The 17,383-nt window shown below is 63.6% G+C and carries 19 protein-coding genes and 1 tRNA gene; 9 read left to right on the top strand and 11 right to left on the bottom strand.

Annotated elements, in window-relative coordinates:
• The first annotated feature begins 115 nt into the window (after positions 1–115).
• The 5 genes from GRX03_RS02135 to GRX03_RS02115 all read left to right on the top strand — a co-directional run bounded on the left by GRX03_RS02135 (position 116) and on the right by GRX03_RS02115 (position 4,220).
• The gene (locus GRX03_RS02135; protein ID WP_233739763.1) at positions 116–391 is read left to right on the top strand and encodes a hypothetical protein; all 276 of its coding nucleotides are present in this window, start codon (positions 116–118) and stop codon (positions 389–391) included.
• Positions 388–816 (top strand): type II toxin-antitoxin system VapC family toxin, encoded by a 429-nt coding sequence (locus GRX03_RS02130; RefSeq protein WP_159762538.1) that lies wholly within the window; start codon positions 388–390, stop codon positions 814–816. Before GRX03_RS02135 ends, GRX03_RS02130 begins: the two co-directional genes overlap by 4 nt.
• A gap of 73 nt (positions 817–889) precedes the next feature.
• Positions 890–2,641 carry a DUF4330 family protein gene (locus GRX03_RS02125; protein WP_159762537.1) on the top strand — a complete coding sequence of 584 codons (1,752 nt, stop codon included), beginning with the start codon at positions 890–892 and terminating at the stop codon, positions 2,639–2,641.
• 2 nt (positions 2,642–2,643) lie between these two features.
• Positions 2,644–3,339: a hypothetical protein gene (locus tag GRX03_RS02120; RefSeq protein WP_159762536.1), complete on the top strand. Its 696-nt coding sequence runs from the start codon at positions 2,644–2,646 to the stop codon at positions 3,337–3,339.
• Positions 3,340–3,389: 50 nt separating this feature from the next.
• Positions 3,390–4,220 carry an undecaprenyl-diphosphate phosphatase gene (locus GRX03_RS02115; RefSeq protein ID WP_368277903.1) on the top strand — a complete coding sequence of 277 codons (831 nt, stop codon included), beginning with the start codon at positions 3,390–3,392 and terminating at the stop codon, positions 4,218–4,220.
• A gap of 1 nt (position 4,221) precedes the next feature.
• Here the strand turns inward: GRX03_RS02115 and GRX03_RS02110 are convergent, their stop codons facing one another.
• The 3 genes from GRX03_RS02110 to purE form a co-directional block, all read right to left on the bottom strand.
• On the bottom strand, positions 4,222–6,423 hold the full coding sequence (locus GRX03_RS02110) for an LUD domain-containing protein (protein WP_159762535.1): 2,202 nt from the start codon (positions 6,421–6,423) through the stop codon (positions 4,222–4,224).
• Positions 6,420–6,938, bottom strand: a complete 519-nt coding sequence (locus tag GRX03_RS02105) for an LUD domain-containing protein (RefSeq protein WP_159762534.1) — start codon at positions 6,936–6,938, stop codon at positions 6,420–6,422. The genes GRX03_RS02110 and GRX03_RS02105 overlap by 4 nt, the downstream gene beginning before the upstream one ends.
• Before the next feature lie 98 nt (positions 6,939–7,036).
• Entirely contained in the window at positions 7,037–7,681 is a 645-nt protein-coding gene (gene purE, locus GRX03_RS02100; protein WP_159762533.1) for a 5-(carboxyamino)imidazole ribonucleotide mutase, read from the bottom strand.
• A 45-nt stretch (positions 7,682–7,726) separates the two neighbouring features.
• On the opposite strand from purE, the gene GRX03_RS02095 reads away from it, so the two are divergent.
• Both GRX03_RS02095 and GRX03_RS02090 read left to right on the top strand, forming a co-directional pair.
• On the top strand, positions 7,727–8,032 hold the full coding sequence (locus GRX03_RS02095) for an antitoxin VapB family protein (protein WP_159762532.1): 306 nt from the start codon (positions 7,727–7,729) through the stop codon (positions 8,030–8,032).
• Positions 8,032–8,436, top strand: coding sequence for a PIN domain-containing protein (locus GRX03_RS02090; RefSeq protein WP_159762531.1), 405 nt, complete (start codon positions 8,032–8,034; stop codon positions 8,434–8,436). The genes GRX03_RS02095 and GRX03_RS02090 overlap by 1 nt, the downstream gene beginning before the upstream one ends.
• A 29-nt stretch (positions 8,437–8,465) precedes the next feature.
• Here GRX03_RS02090 and GRX03_RS02085 read toward each other — a convergent pair whose 3' ends face one another.
• From GRX03_RS02085 to GRX03_RS02065, 5 genes are all read right to left on the bottom strand, one after another.
• The gene (locus tag GRX03_RS02085; protein WP_159762530.1) at positions 8,466–8,672 is read right to left on the bottom strand and encodes a hypothetical protein; all 207 of its coding nucleotides are present in this window, start codon (positions 8,670–8,672) and stop codon (positions 8,466–8,468) included.
• Between the two features lie 60 nt (positions 8,673–8,732).
• On the bottom strand, positions 8,733–8,915 hold the full coding sequence (locus GRX03_RS02080) for a DUF7836 family putative zinc-binding protein (RefSeq protein WP_159762529.1): 183 nt from the start codon (positions 8,913–8,915) through the stop codon (positions 8,733–8,735).
• Between the two features lie 57 nt (positions 8,916–8,972).
• Positions 8,973–10,229 carry a saccharopine dehydrogenase family protein gene (locus GRX03_RS02075; RefSeq protein WP_159762528.1) on the bottom strand — a complete coding sequence of 419 codons (1,257 nt, stop codon included), beginning with the start codon at positions 10,227–10,229 and terminating at the stop codon, positions 8,973–8,975.
• A 49-nt stretch (positions 10,230–10,278) separates the two neighbouring features.
• Positions 10,279–10,361: transfer RNA gene (locus GRX03_RS02070), tRNA-Ser, on the bottom strand.
• Between the two features lie 63 nt (positions 10,362–10,424).
• Positions 10,425–12,677 (bottom strand): hybrid sensor histidine kinase/response regulator, encoded by a 2,253-nt coding sequence (locus GRX03_RS02065; RefSeq protein ID WP_159762527.1) that lies wholly within the window; start codon positions 12,675–12,677, stop codon positions 10,425–10,427.
• A gap of 182 nt (positions 12,678–12,859) precedes the next feature.
• Here GRX03_RS02065 and GRX03_RS02060 point away from each other — a divergent pair, with 182 nt between their 5' ends.
• Positions 12,860–13,564, top strand: a complete 705-nt coding sequence (locus tag GRX03_RS02060) for a CehA/McbA family metallohydrolase (protein ID WP_368277902.1) — start codon at positions 12,860–12,862, stop codon at positions 13,562–13,564.
• Here the strand turns inward: GRX03_RS02060 and GRX03_RS02055 are convergent.
• Together GRX03_RS02055 and GRX03_RS02050 are read right to left on the bottom strand one after the other, a co-directional pair.
• The gene (locus tag GRX03_RS02055; protein ID WP_159762526.1) at positions 13,545–13,766 is read right to left on the bottom strand and encodes a hypothetical protein; all 222 of its coding nucleotides are present in this window, start codon (positions 13,764–13,766) and stop codon (positions 13,545–13,547) included. The genes GRX03_RS02060 and GRX03_RS02055 overlap by 20 nt on opposite strands.
• Positions 13,766–14,143, bottom strand: coding sequence for a Rid family detoxifying hydrolase (locus GRX03_RS02050; RefSeq protein ID WP_159762525.1), 378 nt, complete (start codon positions 14,141–14,143; stop codon positions 13,766–13,768). Before GRX03_RS02050 ends, GRX03_RS02055 begins: the two co-directional genes overlap by 1 nt.
• A 129-nt stretch (positions 14,144–14,272) precedes the next feature.
• Here GRX03_RS02050 and GRX03_RS02045 point away from each other — a divergent pair, with 129 nt between their 5' ends.
• Positions 14,273–16,054: a PKD domain-containing protein gene (locus GRX03_RS02045; RefSeq protein WP_159762524.1), complete on the top strand. Its 1,782-nt coding sequence runs from the start codon at positions 14,273–14,275 to the stop codon at positions 16,052–16,054.
• Positions 16,055–16,072: 18 nt separating this feature from the next.
• Here the strand turns inward: GRX03_RS02045 and GRX03_RS02040 are convergent, their stop codons facing one another.
• The gene (locus tag GRX03_RS02040) at positions 16,073–17,341 is read right to left on the bottom strand and encodes a hypothetical protein (RefSeq protein ID WP_159762523.1); all 1,269 of its coding nucleotides are present in this window, start codon (positions 17,339–17,341) and stop codon (positions 16,073–16,075) included.
• Positions 17,342–17,383 lie beyond the last annotated feature (42 nt).

Raw genomic sequence — 17,383 nt, 5'->3', positions numbered from 1 at the left:
GCCGTCTCAGCGTCGAGTGACTAATCGGTTGTGCCTGCCGTCGTCTCTCGTTACGCGAAGCGTCGTCGCCGATTCGGCGGAAATATTTATTCAGTTACGAAAGGAACTAAATCATGTGACGACAGCAGTCAAAGTGGAAGACGACGCAAAATCTCGGCTCGAAGAGCTCCAGGCCGAGATCCGGCTCCGGACGGGTCAGCGGGTAACTCAGCAGGAGTTGCTCACACGACTCATCGATGACGCCTACGAATCTCGTGACGATGTCATCGACTCGTTTCGTGAGTCGACGGTCCCACTATCAGCTGAAGAACGTGAGGCGATGCAGGCGGGTCGGTTCAGCTCCGGTTCGGAGACATCTGAGGACGACATCGACGAGATTCTGTACGGATGACTGTGCCGGTTGACACCGGTGTTCTCTACGCCGATCACGATACAGACCCAACCCGGCACGGTGCTGCGAGTGCGGCGCTCGAAGCGGTGTATAACGGGGAGTACGGACTTCCATACATGACTGAGTACATCTACGATGAGGCAGTCACGTTGACGCTCACGCGTGGCAGTTTCGGGCCGGCGGAACGCCTGGGAAAACGACTCCGTGGCGCCGATCCGTTTCCCCAGACATACGAGATGCTTTCAGTATCCGCTGCCGCATTTTCAGATGCTGTCGACGTATTCGAGAGAGACGACGATCAGCGACTCAGCTTCACAGACGCGACGACAATCGCGCTCTGTGAGCGCCACGCAATCGATGCCGTGCTGAGCTTCGACGACGATTTCGACGGGATTGTCGGCCATATTGATCCGGCCGACGCATGAAGCCACTTCGTTAGACCCACGCCGCTGTCCTCAACAACAGCCTTTTTGAAAACACCCAGACAACAGTGGCCCAATGAGTGAGGCTGACGAAGACGGCGGACGAGAACTCCTCGACGACGAGGGTCGGCTGTTCGGCTTGGTCAACGTCGTCGATCTACTCGTCGTGTTGCTCGTGGTCGCGGTCGTCGTCGCTGGCGCGGCCCTCCTGCTCTCCGATTCCGGTGAGGCGGATACCCGCCAGGTGACGATGGATCTCGGCACGCAACCGGATTTCGTCGCTGAACAGATCTCCCCCGGAGACAGTTTCGAACCGGAGGGGACGAACGACTCTGTGACGATCACCGACGTCTACCGCTACGAGGGCGAGGGGGGAACGAACGTCATCGTCAGGGCGACGGTCCGCGGAACGACGATCGAGCCACAGAACTCGGACGAGACGCCGACCTTCCAGTTCCGGGGTCAAGAACTCCAGATCGGCCAATCGCTCGCCCTCCAGACGTCGAACTACAGCGTCGAGGGCCAACTCACCCAGATCCAACGCTCCGGCGAATCGCTGCCGACTCGGGAAGCGATGTTCACGATGCAGACGACGGTGCCGGCGGATACCGCCGATGCGGTCGCTGTCGGGGACACCTACGAGGTTGGCGGTCAGACGATTGCGGAGATCACGAGCGTCCAGCAGTTCCCGAACGCCACCAACGGTGAGCGGACGCTCCGAATCGGCGTCTCCGCGCAGGCGATCGATCGCGGTGGACTCGAATTCGGGGACACACCGCTGCGGGTCGGTAACACCGTCCCCTTCCAGACCGACGAATATCAGCTCACGGGCGAGATTCGCCGTCGAGGGACGAATACGATCGAAACCGCGGAGCGGCCGTTCATCGCCCAATCGACGGTTCCCGCGGATGTCGTCGAAGATATTGACGTGGGCGACGAGTATCGTTTCAACAACGAAACGTTGGTTCGGATCGAATCCGCGGCGATCTACCCGTCCAACAGTGCCGACCAGCGACGGGTGATCCTCGGTCTCTCTGTGCTCTCCAGCGAGGAGGACGGAACCATCGTCTTCGGCGACCGGGAACTCCGGACCGGCCAACAGCTCCCGATCCAGACCAGCGAGTACAGCATCTCTGCGACGATCACTCGCCGGGGGACGAACGACCTCAACACCGAACTGCGGCCGTTCGTCGTCGAGACGAACGTCCCGGCGAGCGTCGCTGACGACATCACCGCGGGCGATACGTACCGCCTGGGCGGAGAGACAGTCGTCCGGGTCGAGTCGACGACGCTCTACACGACGGACCAGCCGGATCAGCGCCGGGCGGTGCTGGGCGTCTCGGCGCTGACGCGTGAAGACGACGGGACGATCCTGTTCGGCAACCGGGAACTGCGGCTCGGACAGTCGCTCCCGATCCAGACCGCCGAGTACGACATCACGGGCGAGATCATCCGCCGGGGAAGCACCGAAGCGCCCGGTGAGCCACAGACGAGGACGGCGACGCTCGACGTGCGCAACGTCCGGCCGGAGATCGCAGCAGCTATCGAGGAGGGAGAGACCGAACAGATCGGCGAGGAGACCCTCGTCGAAGTACTCTCGAAAGAGACGGCGCCGGCCGACGTGATCCTCGAAAGCGAGAGCGGGGAGATCTTCCTCCGACAGCACCCCCGAAACCTCGACGTCGAACTCGACGTGAGCCTGCAGGTGCGCGAACTCGAAGACGGCTCAGTTCAGTTCCGCGGTGAGCCGCTGCGGACCGGCGACACGATCGTGCTCGAACTCGGCCAACTGCGGGTCAACGCACAGGTAACCAGCCTCGAAGAGTGAGCATGCGCGATGTCTTTCGCGGATCGACGGTGGTGCGGATCGTCCGCCACTCCTGGATCCTCCAGCAGTGTGTCGCTGCGATTCGGGCACTGACCGGCCGCCTGCCTGATAGCGAGAGCGAATCCGACGAGAGCACGGAAACAGCATCGCAGGCGGACAGTTCGACGAGCGACTCCGCGGGGCTGGTCGCCGGTTCGCTGCTGATCGGAGTGCTCGGTCGGTTTGGGTCGTGGATCGAAGGCTCGTGGCTGTACCGCTGGCTGACCGCCGAACCGGATCCGGACGTGATCGTCATCGACCTCCGGGAGACGCGGCTCGTCGGTCCCGTGCTCGGGGTGCTCGACTGGGTTCTCGGCGGACTCGCCAGGGCCGGCGGCGGGTCGACACTCGGGAGCCTGGCAGCGCGGGGCTATCGCCTCGCCACCGGCCGGCCGATCCAGTTGGCGAGCGCCGCTCTCGTCGGCGTCGTCCTCGCGCTCGTCGCCGTACTGGTGGCGACGGGAACGACCTCGGTGCCGCTGCTCGGAGTCGTCGTCGTGCTCGCGGTCTGTGCCGCCGTCGGAAGCCGGATCAGTTGGTCCTGGCAGCGAGTGCGACAGACCCGAGCGGTTTCGGCGCTGGTTGCCGCCTTCGAGCCGCCGGAACCGCCGGAGCGAGCGAACGAATCGACAGACGGGCGTTCGGACGACGACTCCTGACACGGCCGAAGTGCAACCCGTTTAAGTAACCGCAAATCGGACTGGTAGCTGTGACAGAGACGGATCTCGTCGTCGCAGTGCTCGCCGGAATCATCCAGGGCGTCGTCGAGTGGCTACCCGTGTCGAGTTCGGGTAATCTCTCGCTGTTTCTCTCCGTCGTCGGCACCGATCCCGCCGTCGCCACCCAGTTGGCGCTGTTCATGCAGATCGGGACGACGCTGTCGGCGGCGACGTACTACCGCGAGGAGATAACCGCGGCCACCCGATCCGTACCGGGCTGGCGACCGCGGGCCGCCTACGCCGAGGAGAACGCGCTCGTCTCGTATATCGTCGTCGCGACGGTCTTTACGGGCGTCGTCGGAATCCCGCTGTATATCTTCGCCGTCGATCTCGCCGGCCAACTCACCGGCGGCGTCTTCATCGCGGCCATCGGCGTTCTGTTGCTTCTGACGGGTCTCGTCCAGATCGCCTCGGAGTCGGTGTCGATGGGCGGCAGAGAGACGCCGACGCTCGTCGATTCGGTGCTGGTCGGCGCGGTCCAGGGGCTGGCCATCCTGCCGGGGATCTCCCGGTCGGGGATGACCTCCAGTGCGTTGCTCTTTCGGAGCTACGAACCGCCGGCCGCGTTCAACCTCTCCTTTCTGCTCTCGATTCCGGCGAGCGTCGGCGCGGCGGTGCTGACGATTGCCGACGCCGGTGGTCTCCCGGGGATCAGCCCGACCGCGGCGCTGCTCGCGCTCGGAATCAGCGCCGTCGTCGGTTACCTGACGATCGATCTACTCCTCCGCGTCGTCGAGCGGATCCCGTTCTGGCTGGTCTGTTTCGTCCTCGGAGCACTCGCAATCGTCGGCGGGGGACTCGTCTCCGTGGCCGTGGCGTGACTCACTCCGGCGGGGCGATCAACTCGACGGCGTGGCTCGGTTCCTCGCCGAGCAGGTCGCCGATCTGGTCCGTGCAGGAGGTCCCGCTCGCGACGACTCGGTCGGCGTCGATCTCCCGGAGTTGGGAGTCGAGATTCGAGCCGACATCCATCGAGAGATCGTAGTACTGCTCCTTGTAGCCGAACGACCCCGCCATCCCGCAGCACTCGGCGTCGCTCGTCTCGACGTCGTACCCACAGCGGTCGAAGACCTGCAGCGTGTACGGCTCCAGGCCCATCGTCCGCTGCTGGCAGTGTGAGTGGTAGGCGACGGTCGTCTCGCCGTCGGCGACGTTCAGCCCGTCGACGTCGGCGCCGTTCTCTAACAGCCCGTAGACGTACTCCATAATCTCGTAGCTGTGCTCCGAGAGCGACTCGAACCGGTCCGGACCGAGCAGACGCTCGTAGTCGCCGCGGAACATCGCCACGTCGCTCGGTTCGATGACGACGATATCGTACCCCTGCTCGACGTACGGGTCCAGCGTGTCGGCCACGGCTTCGGCCTTCGAGCGGGCGGTGTCGATCATCCCCTGCGAGAGCGGTGCCCGGCCCGCGCCGGGAACCGACGGGACGACGACCTCGACGCCGAGGGCTTCGAGCGTCCTGACGGCGGCTTTGCCGCGCTCGACCATCATGTAGTTGGTGTACAGATCCGGATAGAGCACGACCTTCCGCTCGGGATCGGCGGGCGGGATCGCCTCGCGCTCGTCGAACCACTCGACCAGGGTCGTCCGCTGGAACGTCGGCAGGTCGCGCTCGTCGGCGACGCCGACGGTCTCTTCGAGGAGCCGCGAGACCGGCCCGGCGTTGGCCACCCAGTTCGACAGCGGCGCGAAGGTGCTGCCGAGTTTCGCGAGCGTCTCGAAGTTGCCGAACAGCCGCTTCTGGAGCCCCGGCCCGGAGGTTTCCTCGTCGGGGGTCAGCCCGTCGACGAGGAAGTCCATCGGCACCTCCTCGTCGTCGTTGATGCGGTCGCGGACGACGGTGTTGATCCAGGGAATGTCGATGCCGACGGGGCAGGCCTCGACACACCGCGAACAGCCCGTACAGAGGTCGTTGAACTCCGCGGCCGACTCCTGACCGTGGACGCCGGCCTCCCAGCCGGTCGCGATGCCGCCGGAGTAGGTCTCCCCGCCGAAGGCGTGACCGCCGACGGACTGGAAGTTCGCGCAGGTGTTCGAGCAGGCCGAACAGCGGATGCAGTACAGCGTCTCCTTCAGATCCTCGTCCTCGCGCATCGCCAGCCGGCCGTTGTCGATGAGAACGAGGTGGAACTCCCGGTCGTCGCCGTCGCCGGCGACCGGCGCGCCGGGGTCGTCGAAGTCGACCGTCGGGCCGTCGATCGGCGGGGTCAGAAGCGAGATGTAACTCGTGATATCCTGCCCCGTCCCGGAGCGGCCGATCAACTCGATGAACGGCTGGAGATCCTCGACCGTCGGGACGATCTTCTCGACGCCTGCGACGGCGATCTGCGTGTCCGGGACTGTCACCGTCTTGCGGGCGTTGCCCTCGCTGGTGACGAGCGCCATCGTTCCGGAGTCAGCCGCCAGAAAGTTCGCGCCGGTCATCCCGACGTCGGCGTCTTTGATGCGTTCGCCGAGCTGTTCGCGGGCGAACATCGTCAGCTCCTCGGCGGTTTCGAGTTCCTCCTCGGGCTCGAAATATTCGTTGAACAGTCGCGCGATCTCCGCGCGCGATTTGTGGATCGCCGGTGCGACGATGTGGCTGGGCGCCTCCTCGGCGACCTGCAACACCCACTCGCCGAGATCCGTCTCGACGACATCCACGCCCTCGCGTTCGAGATACTCGTTGACCTCGATCTCCTCGCTGGTCATCGACTTGCTCTTGACGAGTCGGTCCGCCTCCTGCTGTGCGCAGACCTCCGCGATGTACTCGTTGGCGTCGGCGGCGTCCTCCGCGAGATAGACCGTCCCACCGTTCTCCTCGACGGTCGCGGTGAGTTCGTCGATCAGCTCGGGCAGCCGTTCGATTGCGTCCTCCTTGATGGCTCGGGCCTCGTCTTTCAGCCCGTCGTAATCCGAAAGCTTGGCGACGGACTCGTACCGCCCGGCGTTGAACCCCCGAGTGTTCGTTCCGACCGCTGCGCCTTCCGTCTCCATGATGTGCCGAATGTGCTCGGCTTTGCTGTCTCGTTGTGAGCTCATGTGATCAAGATTAGTTCGACTCGTTTCGGACCGTGTGCGCCCTGGACGAGCGCCCCCATGTCCGCGGTTGCCGACGGTCCGGTCGCGAGAATCCCGGAGCTTCGGTCCGCCCGGGCTCGCTCGCCGAGATGCTCGAAGGCCGCGGTCATATCTTGAACGATATCGTCGGCGTGCAACACCGCGACGTGGAGGTCGTTGAACAGGCTGACCGGTTCGCTCCCCAGCTCGTCGGTCCGCAGGAAGATACTGCCGTACTCGGCGATGGCGAGTTCCGCAGCCGTGACGCCGGTCGTCGCCGCGTCGAGATCACCGACGGTCGGCTCGCTCTCGACGGAGTCGGGGAGCTCGACGCCCTCGAACGGGAGGGCGGTCCCGACCGCCGGCTGCTCGATCACCCCCTCGATCGCGTCGGCTGCCTCCGACGGTGTGACCTCCGTGACGCCGACGTCGTACCGCTGTATCTCCGTCACGAACTGCTCGAACGCGGTCGCCGGTTCTGCCGTTTGTTGTGACATATGTTGTCGTTCCCCTGAAACGTACTGCCAGTTCGAGTGCCAGACTCTTCTATATTGCTCCGACTGTCACTCGCTGAGAGCGGTCACCCCCCGGCGCGCTACCCGTCGCGGCGCTGTTTGAACGCCGGCGTCCCCATGTCGTGAAGCTCCGTCGAGACCGTCCCGACGCCGTCTTTCAGTTCTTCGTGGTACGTTTCGAGTCGCTCGCGCAACTCGGCGTGTTCGCGGGCGAGAATCTGCGTCGCGGAGAGCGCGGCGTTGAACGACTTGCCGGCGTCGACGGCGACGATGGGTGCGCCCTGTGGCATCCCGATGACGGACTGGAGCGATTTCTCCTGGACCGGAACGCCGATGACCGGTAGCGGGTAGGCGATGGAGGCCGTCATGTTCGGCAGGTCGGCGCTTTTGCCGCCCGCCCCGGCGATAATCACGTCGATCCCCCGCTCGGCGGCGGTCTCGGCGTAGGTGTACATCAGCTCCGGCGTCCGGTGTGCGGAGACGACGTAGGTCTCGAAGGTGAACTCCGAGTCCGGCGGGCTCTCGTAGTCGGTCTGTTCCTCGAAGCCCAACTCTGTCAGGCAGTCGTACGCGCCGGGACGGCCCTCCTCGGAGCCGGCCATTACGTCCAGATCCGAGTCCGACCCCATGATGATCCCGATGTCGGGCGTTTCGGCGTTCGGCCGGTCGGACTCCGCCTGTCGTTCGAGACGGTCGATCAGCGCGTCTAGGTTCTCTGTTCCCATACCTCGGTCTGTGCGCGGCGGCCACCTAAGATTGCCGAACAGCCGTTGCCTGCTGCGGGGAGCGTACGACTTCCGCGCTCGTCGCCGAAAACTGTTTTTGCATACGCATACGTATGCGCATACATAGCCGATACGTCAATTCGAGTTTCGGACGAGGCGAAACAGCGTCTCGATCTGTACAAACGGGAGGACGAAAGCTACGAAGATGTCATTCTCCGCCTCACAGAACGCGACAAGTGGGCCGGATTCGGTCTCCTCTCGGAGACGGACACTGACACGAGAGACGCGATGAACGGGATTCGAGCGGAGATGCGAGAGACCGTCGACAGCGATATCGGTGAACTGGAGTGATGCTCGTCCTCGATACGAACGTGCTCAGCGACTACTTGGACGGCAGAGACTCGGCCCGGAAGTTTCTCCGTCGGCACGAGGACACCCCGTGGGCAGTTCCGTCGGTTGTCCTGTACGATCTGTACATGGGGTGTGTTCACGGATATATCGAGGCCGCTCCGGAGGAACTGCGACAGGCAATCCTCGCCTCGATGGACGTTCTTGCCGTCACCGAGCAAACTGCGAGCGAAGCGGTGTCGTTACAGCGGGAACTGATGGATCGCGGTGTCCCGGCAGACCATCCCGACGCACTGATCGCCGCCGCAGCGCGGGAACACGGCGGGACGTTTGCGACCACTGAGAAACACTTCTGGCAAGAGTCGGTGCAGTCGGTTCTCTCCGTTGCAGCGTACGATCCGCACTAGCAGTTAGCACCCCCAGGAGCGGTAGTAACTCACTCCAAGAGGCCGAGATCCTCGGCCACGATGTTCTGGATCTCCTCGGCGATGTCGGGGTCGATGTGGGCGATTTCGTCGCCGTCGTGTAGCTGCTCGTTGTGCCGTTCGAGGCTGTCGGCAACGTCGTCGACGGGGATCCGGGTCGTCGTCTCACACTCCGGGCAGATGATCGGCACGGTCGGTGTATCGTCGCTTGTCGACATACCCGGCCGTACGACGGCCCCCTTCTTTGCCGTTACGTCCGCTCCCGAGGCCGGACACGCTCAGCCGTGGAACGATTCGAGTATCTCCAGCCCCTCCTGGGTCTGGATGAACTCCGAGACGGGTCGGGTCGACCGGCAGCGCTCGCAGGTGAACTCGTTGCCGGTCGGCGGGAGGTCAGCCGGACTGTACTCCAGTTCAGCGCCGCAGTCCGTACACTGTAGTGGAATCCAGCCGTCCTGCATACAGTCGTTTGTTTCGGAGTGACACACTTAATCCTGACTCGTGGGGCGAGGTTGTGGTCACTCGGCGGTTTCCTCGACGCTGACAGTGAATCCAGCATCGCGGAGGCGGTCGGCCAGTGGGTCGCCGATACCCGATGCGGGCGTCAGAATCCCTCCGTCGAGGGGCGACTCCGTCTCGCCGCGCACGAGACACATGCCGGCTTCCCCGAGCATCCGCGCCGTCGCGCCGTAGCCCGGATCCCTCTCCGCGCCGATTACTGACTCGACAGTGAACTGCCCGTCCGGACCGGTCCCGCGGCCGCGGACCCGGACCGTGAACCGGCCGTTCTCGATCTGTCGGTCGCTCGGTCCCTCGCCCGGGTCGGGGAAGACGAACCGCTGGAGCCCCTCGCGAACGGGGTCGATAGCCATCCCCGCGGCGAACAGGCCGAAGCCAGCGGCGGCCGTGCTCGCAATCGCCGCGCCGCCGAGGCCCGGACCGGTCGTGACCGCCTCCGAGCAGCGAAACTCCCGGCCGTACGGATACCCCAGCAGAGCGTTACTGCGGCGGACGATCCGCTCGTTGACCGGCGCCATCGGCGACGGCGCGGTCCAGGCCCCGCGCAGTCGGTCGCGTCGGGGGAGTCGCTGTGCTCCCGGGTCGACGCCGTCGCGCTCGCCGGGCGGCGCCAGCGAGTACGGATTGCGCAGCGTCTGTCGGACGATCGGATCCTCGGAGGCCGCCTCGAACAGTTCACCGAAACTGGCCAGCGTGCCGCCGCTGACACCGCCTCTGGTATCCTCGACGTAGATCCGGGCGAGATCACAGGGCGCGCCGAACTCCTCGCGGGCGAACGACTGGACCAGAAGCGTGCCCAGATCCGCCGGGACGGAGTCGAACCCGCAACTGTGGACGATCCGCGTCTCGGCCGCGACGGCCTCGTCGTGGTACCGGTCGACGGTCTCGCGGATCCAGTTTATCTCGCCCGTCAGGTCACAGTAGTCGGTCCCGGCCTCGATACAGGCCTCGACCAGCGGGCTTCCGTACCTCGTGTACGGGCCGACCGTGGTACAGACGACCCGCGTGTTGCGAGCGAGGTCTCCGAGCGTCTCGGGGTCCGTCGCGTCACCGAGAACGAGCGGAATCTCCTCCCAGTCACTCTCCGCGACGAGTTCGGATTCTACGTCACGGAGCCGGGATTCGTTTCGGCCGCCCAGCGCCAGCGATAGCTCTCCGGGGGAATACCGGCCGGCCAGGTACTCCGCGACGAGGCGTCCGGCGACGCCGGTTGCACCCCACACGACGAGGTCGTACTGCCGATCACTCTCTGACATCGACGCTCAGTTCGGCGTGCAGCGAGTAAACAGTCAGGATCGGAGAGAGCGCCAGGACTGGGATTTGAACCCAGAATCCCAAAGGGAACACGCTTTCCAGGCGTGCGCCTTACCAGATTCGGCCATCCTGGCTCGTCCGACAGTTCTCGGCAGGCGAAGTAAGTCCTTTCGTTCTCGGCCGACGCCCGCGGGCGGTCAGGAATCGACGCCGGTGATCTCGAAGCGCGCGCCGCCGTCGGCGCTCGCCGTCGCGGTGATCTCCCAGCCGTGGGCCTCGACAATCTCCTCGACGATGCTCAGGCCGAATCCCGTGCCGTCCTCTGCCGTCGAGTAGCCCATCTCGAAGATCGATTCGGGGTCGTCGGCGCCGATTCCCGTGCCGTCGTCTGCGACGTAGAAGCCGTCGGGAAGCGCACCGACAGTCACGGTCACGTCCGCCCGGCCGTGTTCGACGGCATTGCGACAGAGGTTCTCGAACAACTGGTGGAGTCTGCCGGGATCAGCCCTGATCGTCTTGTCGTCCGCGACGACGAGTTCGGCGTCTTTGGTGTGCACGTGCGCCCAGGAGTCCTCGGCGACGGAGGCGATACTGACCGACTCGGTGTCCTCGATTGGGCCGCCCTCCCGGGCGAGAGCGAGTAAGTTCTCGATCAGGTCCTCCATTCGCTGGTGGGCGGTCTTCGCCGCTTCCAGGTGCTCGCTGTCGCACTCGTCGCTGGCGAGCGTGAGCCGAGACTGTGCCACGTTGAGCGGGTTGCGGAGGTCGTGGCTGACGACGCTCGCGAACTCGTCGAGTCGCTCGTTCTGTCGCTGCAGTTGGCGCTCTCGTTCGAGGCGGTCGAGCGCGCTCGCGGCGTGGCTGACGAGCAGTTTGGCGAGCTCGAAATCCGTCGCGTCGAACGCCTCCGCCGCCTCAGAACTCGCCTGAAACACCCCGTGGTCGTCGACCGGGATACTGATCGCAGACTGATACGGACCCTGCGGTTTGGCCTCTGCGTACTCGGAGAGGTCGCCGATCAGGTAGGACTCCCCCAACCGGTAGGTCTTTCCGGCGATCCCCTCGTCGACGGACATATCCTTGAGACCGCTCGGCGGCACGTCGTCAGAGACCGCCACGGTTTCGAGCATCCCGTCGTTTTCGATGTTGATCGCGCTCAGATCGAAGGTGAGGATCTCCTCGCTGGCCGCGATCGTCCGTTCACAGACCGCCTCGACGGAGTCACTCGCCGAGAGTTCGTCAGCAACCTCGTGTAGCGCCGTCAGCTTCCGTTCGCGGCTGGCACGCTCGGAAATATCTCGACCGATGCCGACGACGCCCATCACCTCACCGTCGGGATCGGTTAGTCGGCGCCCGGTGAACTCGTATGGGCGGCGCTCTCCGCTCGCCGTTCGGATGTCTGCTTCGAGTGTCGCGCTACCGCTGGTCCGGACTGTCTCGATTGCCTCGGCGACGCGCTGTTGGTGGTCGTCGGGGAACAGCTCCGCCGCCGCCATCCCGTCGAGTTCCTCGTCGTCGTATCCCGTGACATCGGTCATCCGGTCGTTCCAGCGTTCGAGCCGGCCGTCGGGATCGATGAAGTAAAACAGATCTTCGATCGCATCGACGGCCTGCGTGATGAGCGCCCGCTGCTGGGCCAGATCCTGTTCGTACTCCTTTCGTTGGGAAATATCCCGGGCGAGGGCAGTGATGATCGGCGTCGCCCGGCCACTGATTGTCTCCGGTTCGAGCTGGAGAGCGAACCAGTCGGCGGCGTCCTCGTCGGTCGTCCGGAGTTCGAGTCGCTGGCGGTTGCCGTCTTCGACCGCCGCCTGGATCGCGGTGTGGATCTGGTCGCGGTCGTCCGGGCTGACCCGCTGGAATACGTCTTCTGCCGTCTCAATTGCGATACCGAGAACAGGACATTCCTCCGGGTAACAGACCATCTCGTCGGTCTCCGGGTCGAGTGTCCAGACAGCCGTTCCCGTCGCGCGAAGTGCCCCCTCCAGTCGCTTTCGCGTCCGGCGAAAAGCCTCGTCCTGTCGTGTCTGTTCTCGCTGGACCCGCGTCGTCTCACGGTACTGTTCGACGGCGTCGCGGATGCTGTCCGCGAGCAGTCGGTGCTGGTCGGCGCCCGCTTTCTGGATGTAATCCGTCACGCCGGCAGAGATCGCGTTGCCTGCCACCGTTTCCGAGCCTTTGCCGGTGTAGAGGATGAAGGGGAGATCCGGGTGACAGTCGCGAACTGTTTCGAGGAGTTCGAGTCCGTCCATCCCCGGCATATCGTAGTCGCTGACGACGCAGTCGAACCGCCCGTCGCGGAGGCGGTCGGGAACACCCTCGGCGTCGGTCGTCGTCTCGACAGTGAATCGGTCGTCCTCTCGGGTGAGCATCTCCACAGTAGCGTCGAGAAACGCGGGATCGTCGTCGACCTGGAGTACGGTGATGGTGTCCCGAGACCGGCTCTGCATACATCGGTATTCGGGAATTACGGACATATATCTTGGTACTGCTCGGCGGACACGAGCCTGTCATCGAAGTAAGCGGCGCTACTCTGAACCGTCAGGTTGTCGTCGCAGTCACCGAGACGTATCGCCTCGTTGTCTCGACCAGTGTGAAACGACTTATATATATCTGGTGAGTACGACCAGGCGTGCTCTCTGTCGACCTGCATACCCACTCGGAGGCCTCCTTCGACGGTCGGGACTCGATCGACCTCATTCTCCGGCAGGCCAAGGCGGTCGGTCTAGATGCGGTCGCCATCACCGACCACGACGAGGTCTGGGCGAGTCGGGAGGCTGTCGAACACGCAGACGACGATCTGATCGTCATTCCGGGCATGGAGGTCTCCAGCGCGGCCGGTCACGTGCTCTCGCTGGGGACCGACACGAAGATTCCGCCGAATCTCTCCTTCGCGGAGACGGTCTCGCGGATTCGGGACAGCGGGGGGCTCGCGGTCGTTCCGCACCCGTATCAGGAGACCCGCAGTGGCGTTCTCAAAAACATCTCCGAGGACGCGCTCGAAATCGCCGACGCGATCGAGGTGTACAACTCGCGGCTGTTGACCGGCCGGGCGAACCGCCAGGCCCGGCAGTTCGCCACCGAGCGTGATCTCCCGATGACCGCCGGCAGCGACGCACACGTCTGCGAGATGGTCGGTCAGGCGGTCACCGAGGTCGACCCGGACGAGCGGACTGTCGAAGGAGTGCTGACCGAGATCCGAAACGGCCGGACGCGGGTCAAAGGGACGCGTACGCCCTGGCGGATCAGTTTCCGGCAGGCCGCCGGCGGGGCCAAACGGCGGGTGAAACATCGCCTCGAAGAGGTCGCAGATAGATTCACGACCGGTCGTTCCTGAACCGCTGTGCGCGGGTTCGGACCCACGGCCGAAGCAGATACGAGAGCACCGCTGTAACGATTCCGACAGCGACGGCGACGGCGAGAACGAGTTCGATCCGGAGCCGCGCCTCGGTGAGCAGGTAGTACGCCTGTAGAACAACGATGAAGGTGAGTGTGCCGGTGACCCCCCAGAGCAGGCTCGATTTGACCTGTGGCTCCATCACTTCGTCGCGACGGCCTCGATTTCGACGCCGGCACCCTTCGGGAGTTCTTCGACGGCGACCGCGCTTCTGGCCGGCGGTTCGTCGTCGAAAAACGACTCGTATGTCGTGTTCATCGCCTCGAAGTCGTCCATGTCGTCGAGATAGACCGTCACCTTCAGCACGTCCTCCATGCCGGCGCCAGCCTCGCTCAACACCGCCTGCAGGTTTTCGAGGGCCTGTTCGGTCTGGACGTCGATTGCCGCACCGTCGAGGAGGTCGCCGTCCGGCGTCAGCGGGATCTGTCCGGCCGTGAACACCAGATCCTCCGTCGCGGTCGCCTGACTGTACGCGCCGACTGCCGCGGGTGCGTCGTCCGTGTGGATAATCTCTTTCATACCTCGTTCTGGCGGCCGGCAGGAGTATAAAACCGCACGCTCCGCCGATGATGTTCGGTCGGCCGTCGTCCGGCGATTCCGACGAAAATACGTCCGTTTTTATACCATCAGGAGACAGGTTCGTGTGACATGACTCGGCGTCTCGCCGGTGCCCTCCTGGCAGTTGTACTGTTGACCGGTGCGAGCGGTGTCGTCGCGTCAGCCAGCGAACCCGCAGAGCTACTCGCTGTCGGTGATCCCGGCGGTGATACGACGGCGCGGCCGTACGCCGAGGCGGGACTCAACCAGACCGTCCCCGTCGGCGGTGTTGTCTATCTGGACGCGTACGGCTCCCGCGGCGCGGACGGTGATATCGTCGCCTACGAGTGGCGAATCGAGCGGCCGGACGGAACGACCCGGAGACCGGACTGCGCCACCTGCGAACTGACAGAGTTCCGCCCCGCGTCGGCCGGTCAGTACGCCGTCACGCTCACCGTCGAGGACGAGGACGGTCGGACCGCGACGGACACGATGTACGTCACCGCCGTCTCACAGCCGGCCCCCAGCGCGGCTGTGTCCGGTCCCGACGAACTGTTGGCGAACGAAACCGCCACGGTCACTCTCGACGCGACGGCGACCACCGGCAAACTCTCCTCGGTGGAGTGGTACGTCGACGGCGTCTATCGGGAAGGGGCCTTTCTGGACACCACGAGCACGACCGACACCATCACCGTCTCACCCGAGGACGGCGGCACCCACACGGTCACGGCCGTCGTTCGAAACGACAACGGAACGGCGACTCGGGCCCGCCAGATCCTGACTGTCAGCGAGACGGTGCCGTTCGAGGTGACGATCACCGGCGGGAAAGACAGCGTCGAACCGGGAGCGTACTGGGCCCCGAGTTTCGAGGTCACGAACACCGGGTTCCAGACGGACACCCAGGAGATTGCCCTCCGGATCCCCACAGCGAGCGAACCGAGTCCGATCGCGACAGAGACGATCACTCTCGATCCCGGTGAAACCCGGCAGTTCGACAGCGACTATTACGTCTCCGGTGCCGTCTACGACACCTACGGCCCATCGTTGATCTGGGAGACGAGTAGCGCCGACGTCGACACCCACGCTGTCACTGTCGAATCCGAAAGCGACAACGCTTCGACGACGGTCGCCGTCCAGCCGCCGCCGAACTACGAGGTCGAAATCGTCTCGACGACACCCAGAGAGACCGAGTACGAATACGAGGTCGAAATCACCAACACTGGGGGCCAAGACGGATCCCAAACGATCTACTGGACCTCTGACGACCTCAGCACCGAGTACGTGGCGACGAGCAATCTACGCCTCGCCGGCGGCGAATCCAAAGTAATCAGCGGTTCGGCCACGGTCCAGGCGTATTACCTCTCGTATCTCCACGAAAGGTTCATCGTGAAATCCGACGACGACTCCGACTCTGTCCCGCTCAACGAATCCTCCGGCGCTGGTGGGGGAGGCGACAGTGGTGGGGATAGCAGTGGAGACGCAACTTGGGACACACTCTCGCTCTCGCACTCGGCAAATGATGTCAAAGTCGGTGAGTACACCCAACACTCGGTCAGTAGTGTCACCAACGTAGAAACGGGAAAGACTCTCAGCGCGAGTAACTTCATCGACCAAACGGGATACCAAGGCTTTGCAGCAGATATGGACGCAAGTAGTTCAGGGGGTGTGGACTACCAAGGCGATATCGCTCTCCCGAGTGCTGATGCCGAACGCGGCACTAACGTTCTGTATAAAGGAAAGGCGGCTGGACAGGCAACACTCTGCATCGCGGCGTGGCATGGAACAGATGACGACAAGTACATACAACCAGTCTACGACAGCGTCGACAATGGCTGCACTACAATTACTGTTGAATCAGATGATGGAGGAGGTGGGAGTGATGAGCCGGGATAGAGGAACACCGAATATTCACTAAAGCAGTTTTTCCGCTGGGAAATTGTCTGGCATCACATCTATCCTCTCGTTGAGGTCTATATACTCAGCTATACTTCTCGTTGAACTTGCGTCAGTTTGTTTGTCAACTTGAATCACCAACTCATTTGGATACCCAGTCTCAGGATTTATCTTAATGACGATTGGACGACCGAACACACTCGACGAGACTCTATACACGTGCAGTTTGGTCGTTGCTTCTGAGCCCTCGGCTCGAAGGAACTCTCGCTTCGAGACTCCGGAGATTCCATGTCGAATAACACGGTTACGTATATGGTCTGCTTCTCCCCAGTGTGCGCTTATATTTTTCCATGATTGTTGTTCCATACTTCTGAACGATTGATTGGTTGTTGCATTGTAGTAGTATTCTTCTTTTCCGGAGATATTCGGATCAGACCACCCAGTGTAGTAATTCCCCTGAGCGTCGTGCCGAGATTCGCCGTACAGCGGAATCGCCTCTTCTTCGGCCCGCTCGCTAGTGTGATCGCCCTCGAAGTACTGCGGGAGATAGCCCACCTGCCATCTGATCCGGTAGTTTTCGGTGCTGTTGAACTCGTAGCCGACGGTCAGATCAACGTCGTCTTTGACCGTCGGATTGATCGTGAACTCCTCGTTGGGGAACTTCGGCGTGACGACGACTACGTCGTACAGTTCGTCCCGCTCCAGCCCCTCGAAGGTCCGGGTATGGCCCTCGTTGCTGAAGTTCTGTCGCGCGACAACCTCGTCGTCGAGGTGCTTTCGCAGGAGCATCTCGCCGGTCTTCGGAGCGCCGAGATCGGCCAGTTCGACGCTGACGTTCATCCCAACGCGGTCGGGTAGAGAGGGGCCGTCTGCCTCGGTGTCGTTCGTATCCTCAGATTCCGACCCGAGTGAGTCGTCGCCCGAGGCGGACTCGCCGGAGTCATCGTCTTCGGTGGCCGCCTCGCCGGTGTCGGTGCTCCCTTCGTCGGTGGACCCGTCGTCACCGGTTCCGCCGTCGCCGGTGCTGTTGTCACTCCCGGTCGGCCGCGATACGCTATCCGCTCCGTCGGTGGGTTCGGTGTCGTTGTTGTCGACAGGCTGTGGATTAGTTGCGTCTCCCTCATTGGAACTGTCTGCTCGCTGGTCCGCATCGTCCGCATCCGTCAGTCCGAGTCCGCCGTCGAACACGACCGCAACCGATACCAATCCGCCGATGGCCAGGAGGGCAACGGCGGCGACGATCACGATAGACCTCGATCGTGGCATGACCGTGCCGGAGTGGTCCATCGATCGATGAAAAAATCTTGTGAAAGAAAGTTGCCTTCGGAC

Origin of the sequence: Halovenus carboxidivorans (assembly GCF_009831575.1) — an archaeon.
In the GTDB taxonomy this organism is placed as follows: domain Archaea; phylum Halobacteriota; class Halobacteria; order Halobacteriales; family Haloarculaceae; genus Halovenus; species Halovenus carboxidivorans.
Note: the sequence above shows the minus strand (reverse complement) of the source record. Positions and strands in the feature narration are given on the sequence as shown.

Coding starts and splice junctions, on each gene's coding strand:
- GRX03_RS02130 (WP_159762538.1), top strand. CDS start 388: ATGACTGTGCCGGTTGACACCGGTGTTCTCTACGCCGATCACGATACA.
- GRX03_RS02125 (WP_159762537.1), top strand. CDS start 890: ATGAGTGAGGCTGACGAAGACGGCGGACGAGAACTCCTCGACGACGAG.
- GRX03_RS02120 (WP_159762536.1), top strand. CDS start 2,644: ATGCGCGATGTCTTTCGCGGATCGACGGTGGTGCGGATCGTCCGCCAC.
- GRX03_RS02110 (WP_159762535.1), bottom strand. CDS start 6,423: ATGAGCTCACAACGAGACAGCAAAGCCGAGCACATTCGGCACATCATG.
- GRX03_RS02105 (WP_159762534.1), bottom strand. CDS start 6,938: ATGTCACAACAAACGGCAGAACCGGCGACCGCGTTCGAGCAGTTCGTG.
- purE (WP_159762533.1), bottom strand. CDS start 7,681: ATGGGAACAGAGAACCTAGACGCGCTGATCGACCGTCTCGAACGACAG.
- GRX03_RS02090 (WP_159762531.1), top strand. CDS start 8,032: ATGCTCGTCCTCGATACGAACGTGCTCAGCGACTACTTGGACGGCAGA.
- GRX03_RS02085 (WP_159762530.1), bottom strand. CDS start 8,672: ATGTCGACAAGCGACGATACACCGACCGTGCCGATCATCTGCCCGGAG.
- GRX03_RS02080 (WP_159762529.1), bottom strand. CDS start 8,915: ATGCAGGACGGCTGGATTCCACTACAGTGTACGGACTGCGGCGCTGAA.
- GRX03_RS02075 (WP_159762528.1), bottom strand. CDS start 10,229: ATGTCAGAGAGTGATCGGCAGTACGACCTCGTCGTGTGGGGTGCAACC.
- GRX03_RS02065 (WP_159762527.1), bottom strand. CDS start 12,677: ATGCAGAGCCGGTCTCGGGACACCATCACCGTACTCCAGGTCGACGAC.
- GRX03_RS02055 (WP_159762526.1), bottom strand. CDS start 13,766: ATGGAGCCACAGGTCAAATCGAGCCTGCTCTGGGGGGTCACCGGCACA.
- GRX03_RS02050 (WP_159762525.1), bottom strand. CDS start 14,143: ATGAAAGAGATTATCCACACGGACGACGCACCCGCGGCAGTCGGCGCG.
- GRX03_RS02045 (WP_159762524.1), top strand. CDS start 14,273: ATGACTCGGCGTCTCGCCGGTGCCCTCCTGGCAGTTGTACTGTTGACC.
- GRX03_RS02040 (WP_159762523.1), bottom strand. CDS start 17,341: ATGGACCACTCCGGCACGGTCATGCCACGATCGAGGTCTATCGTGATC.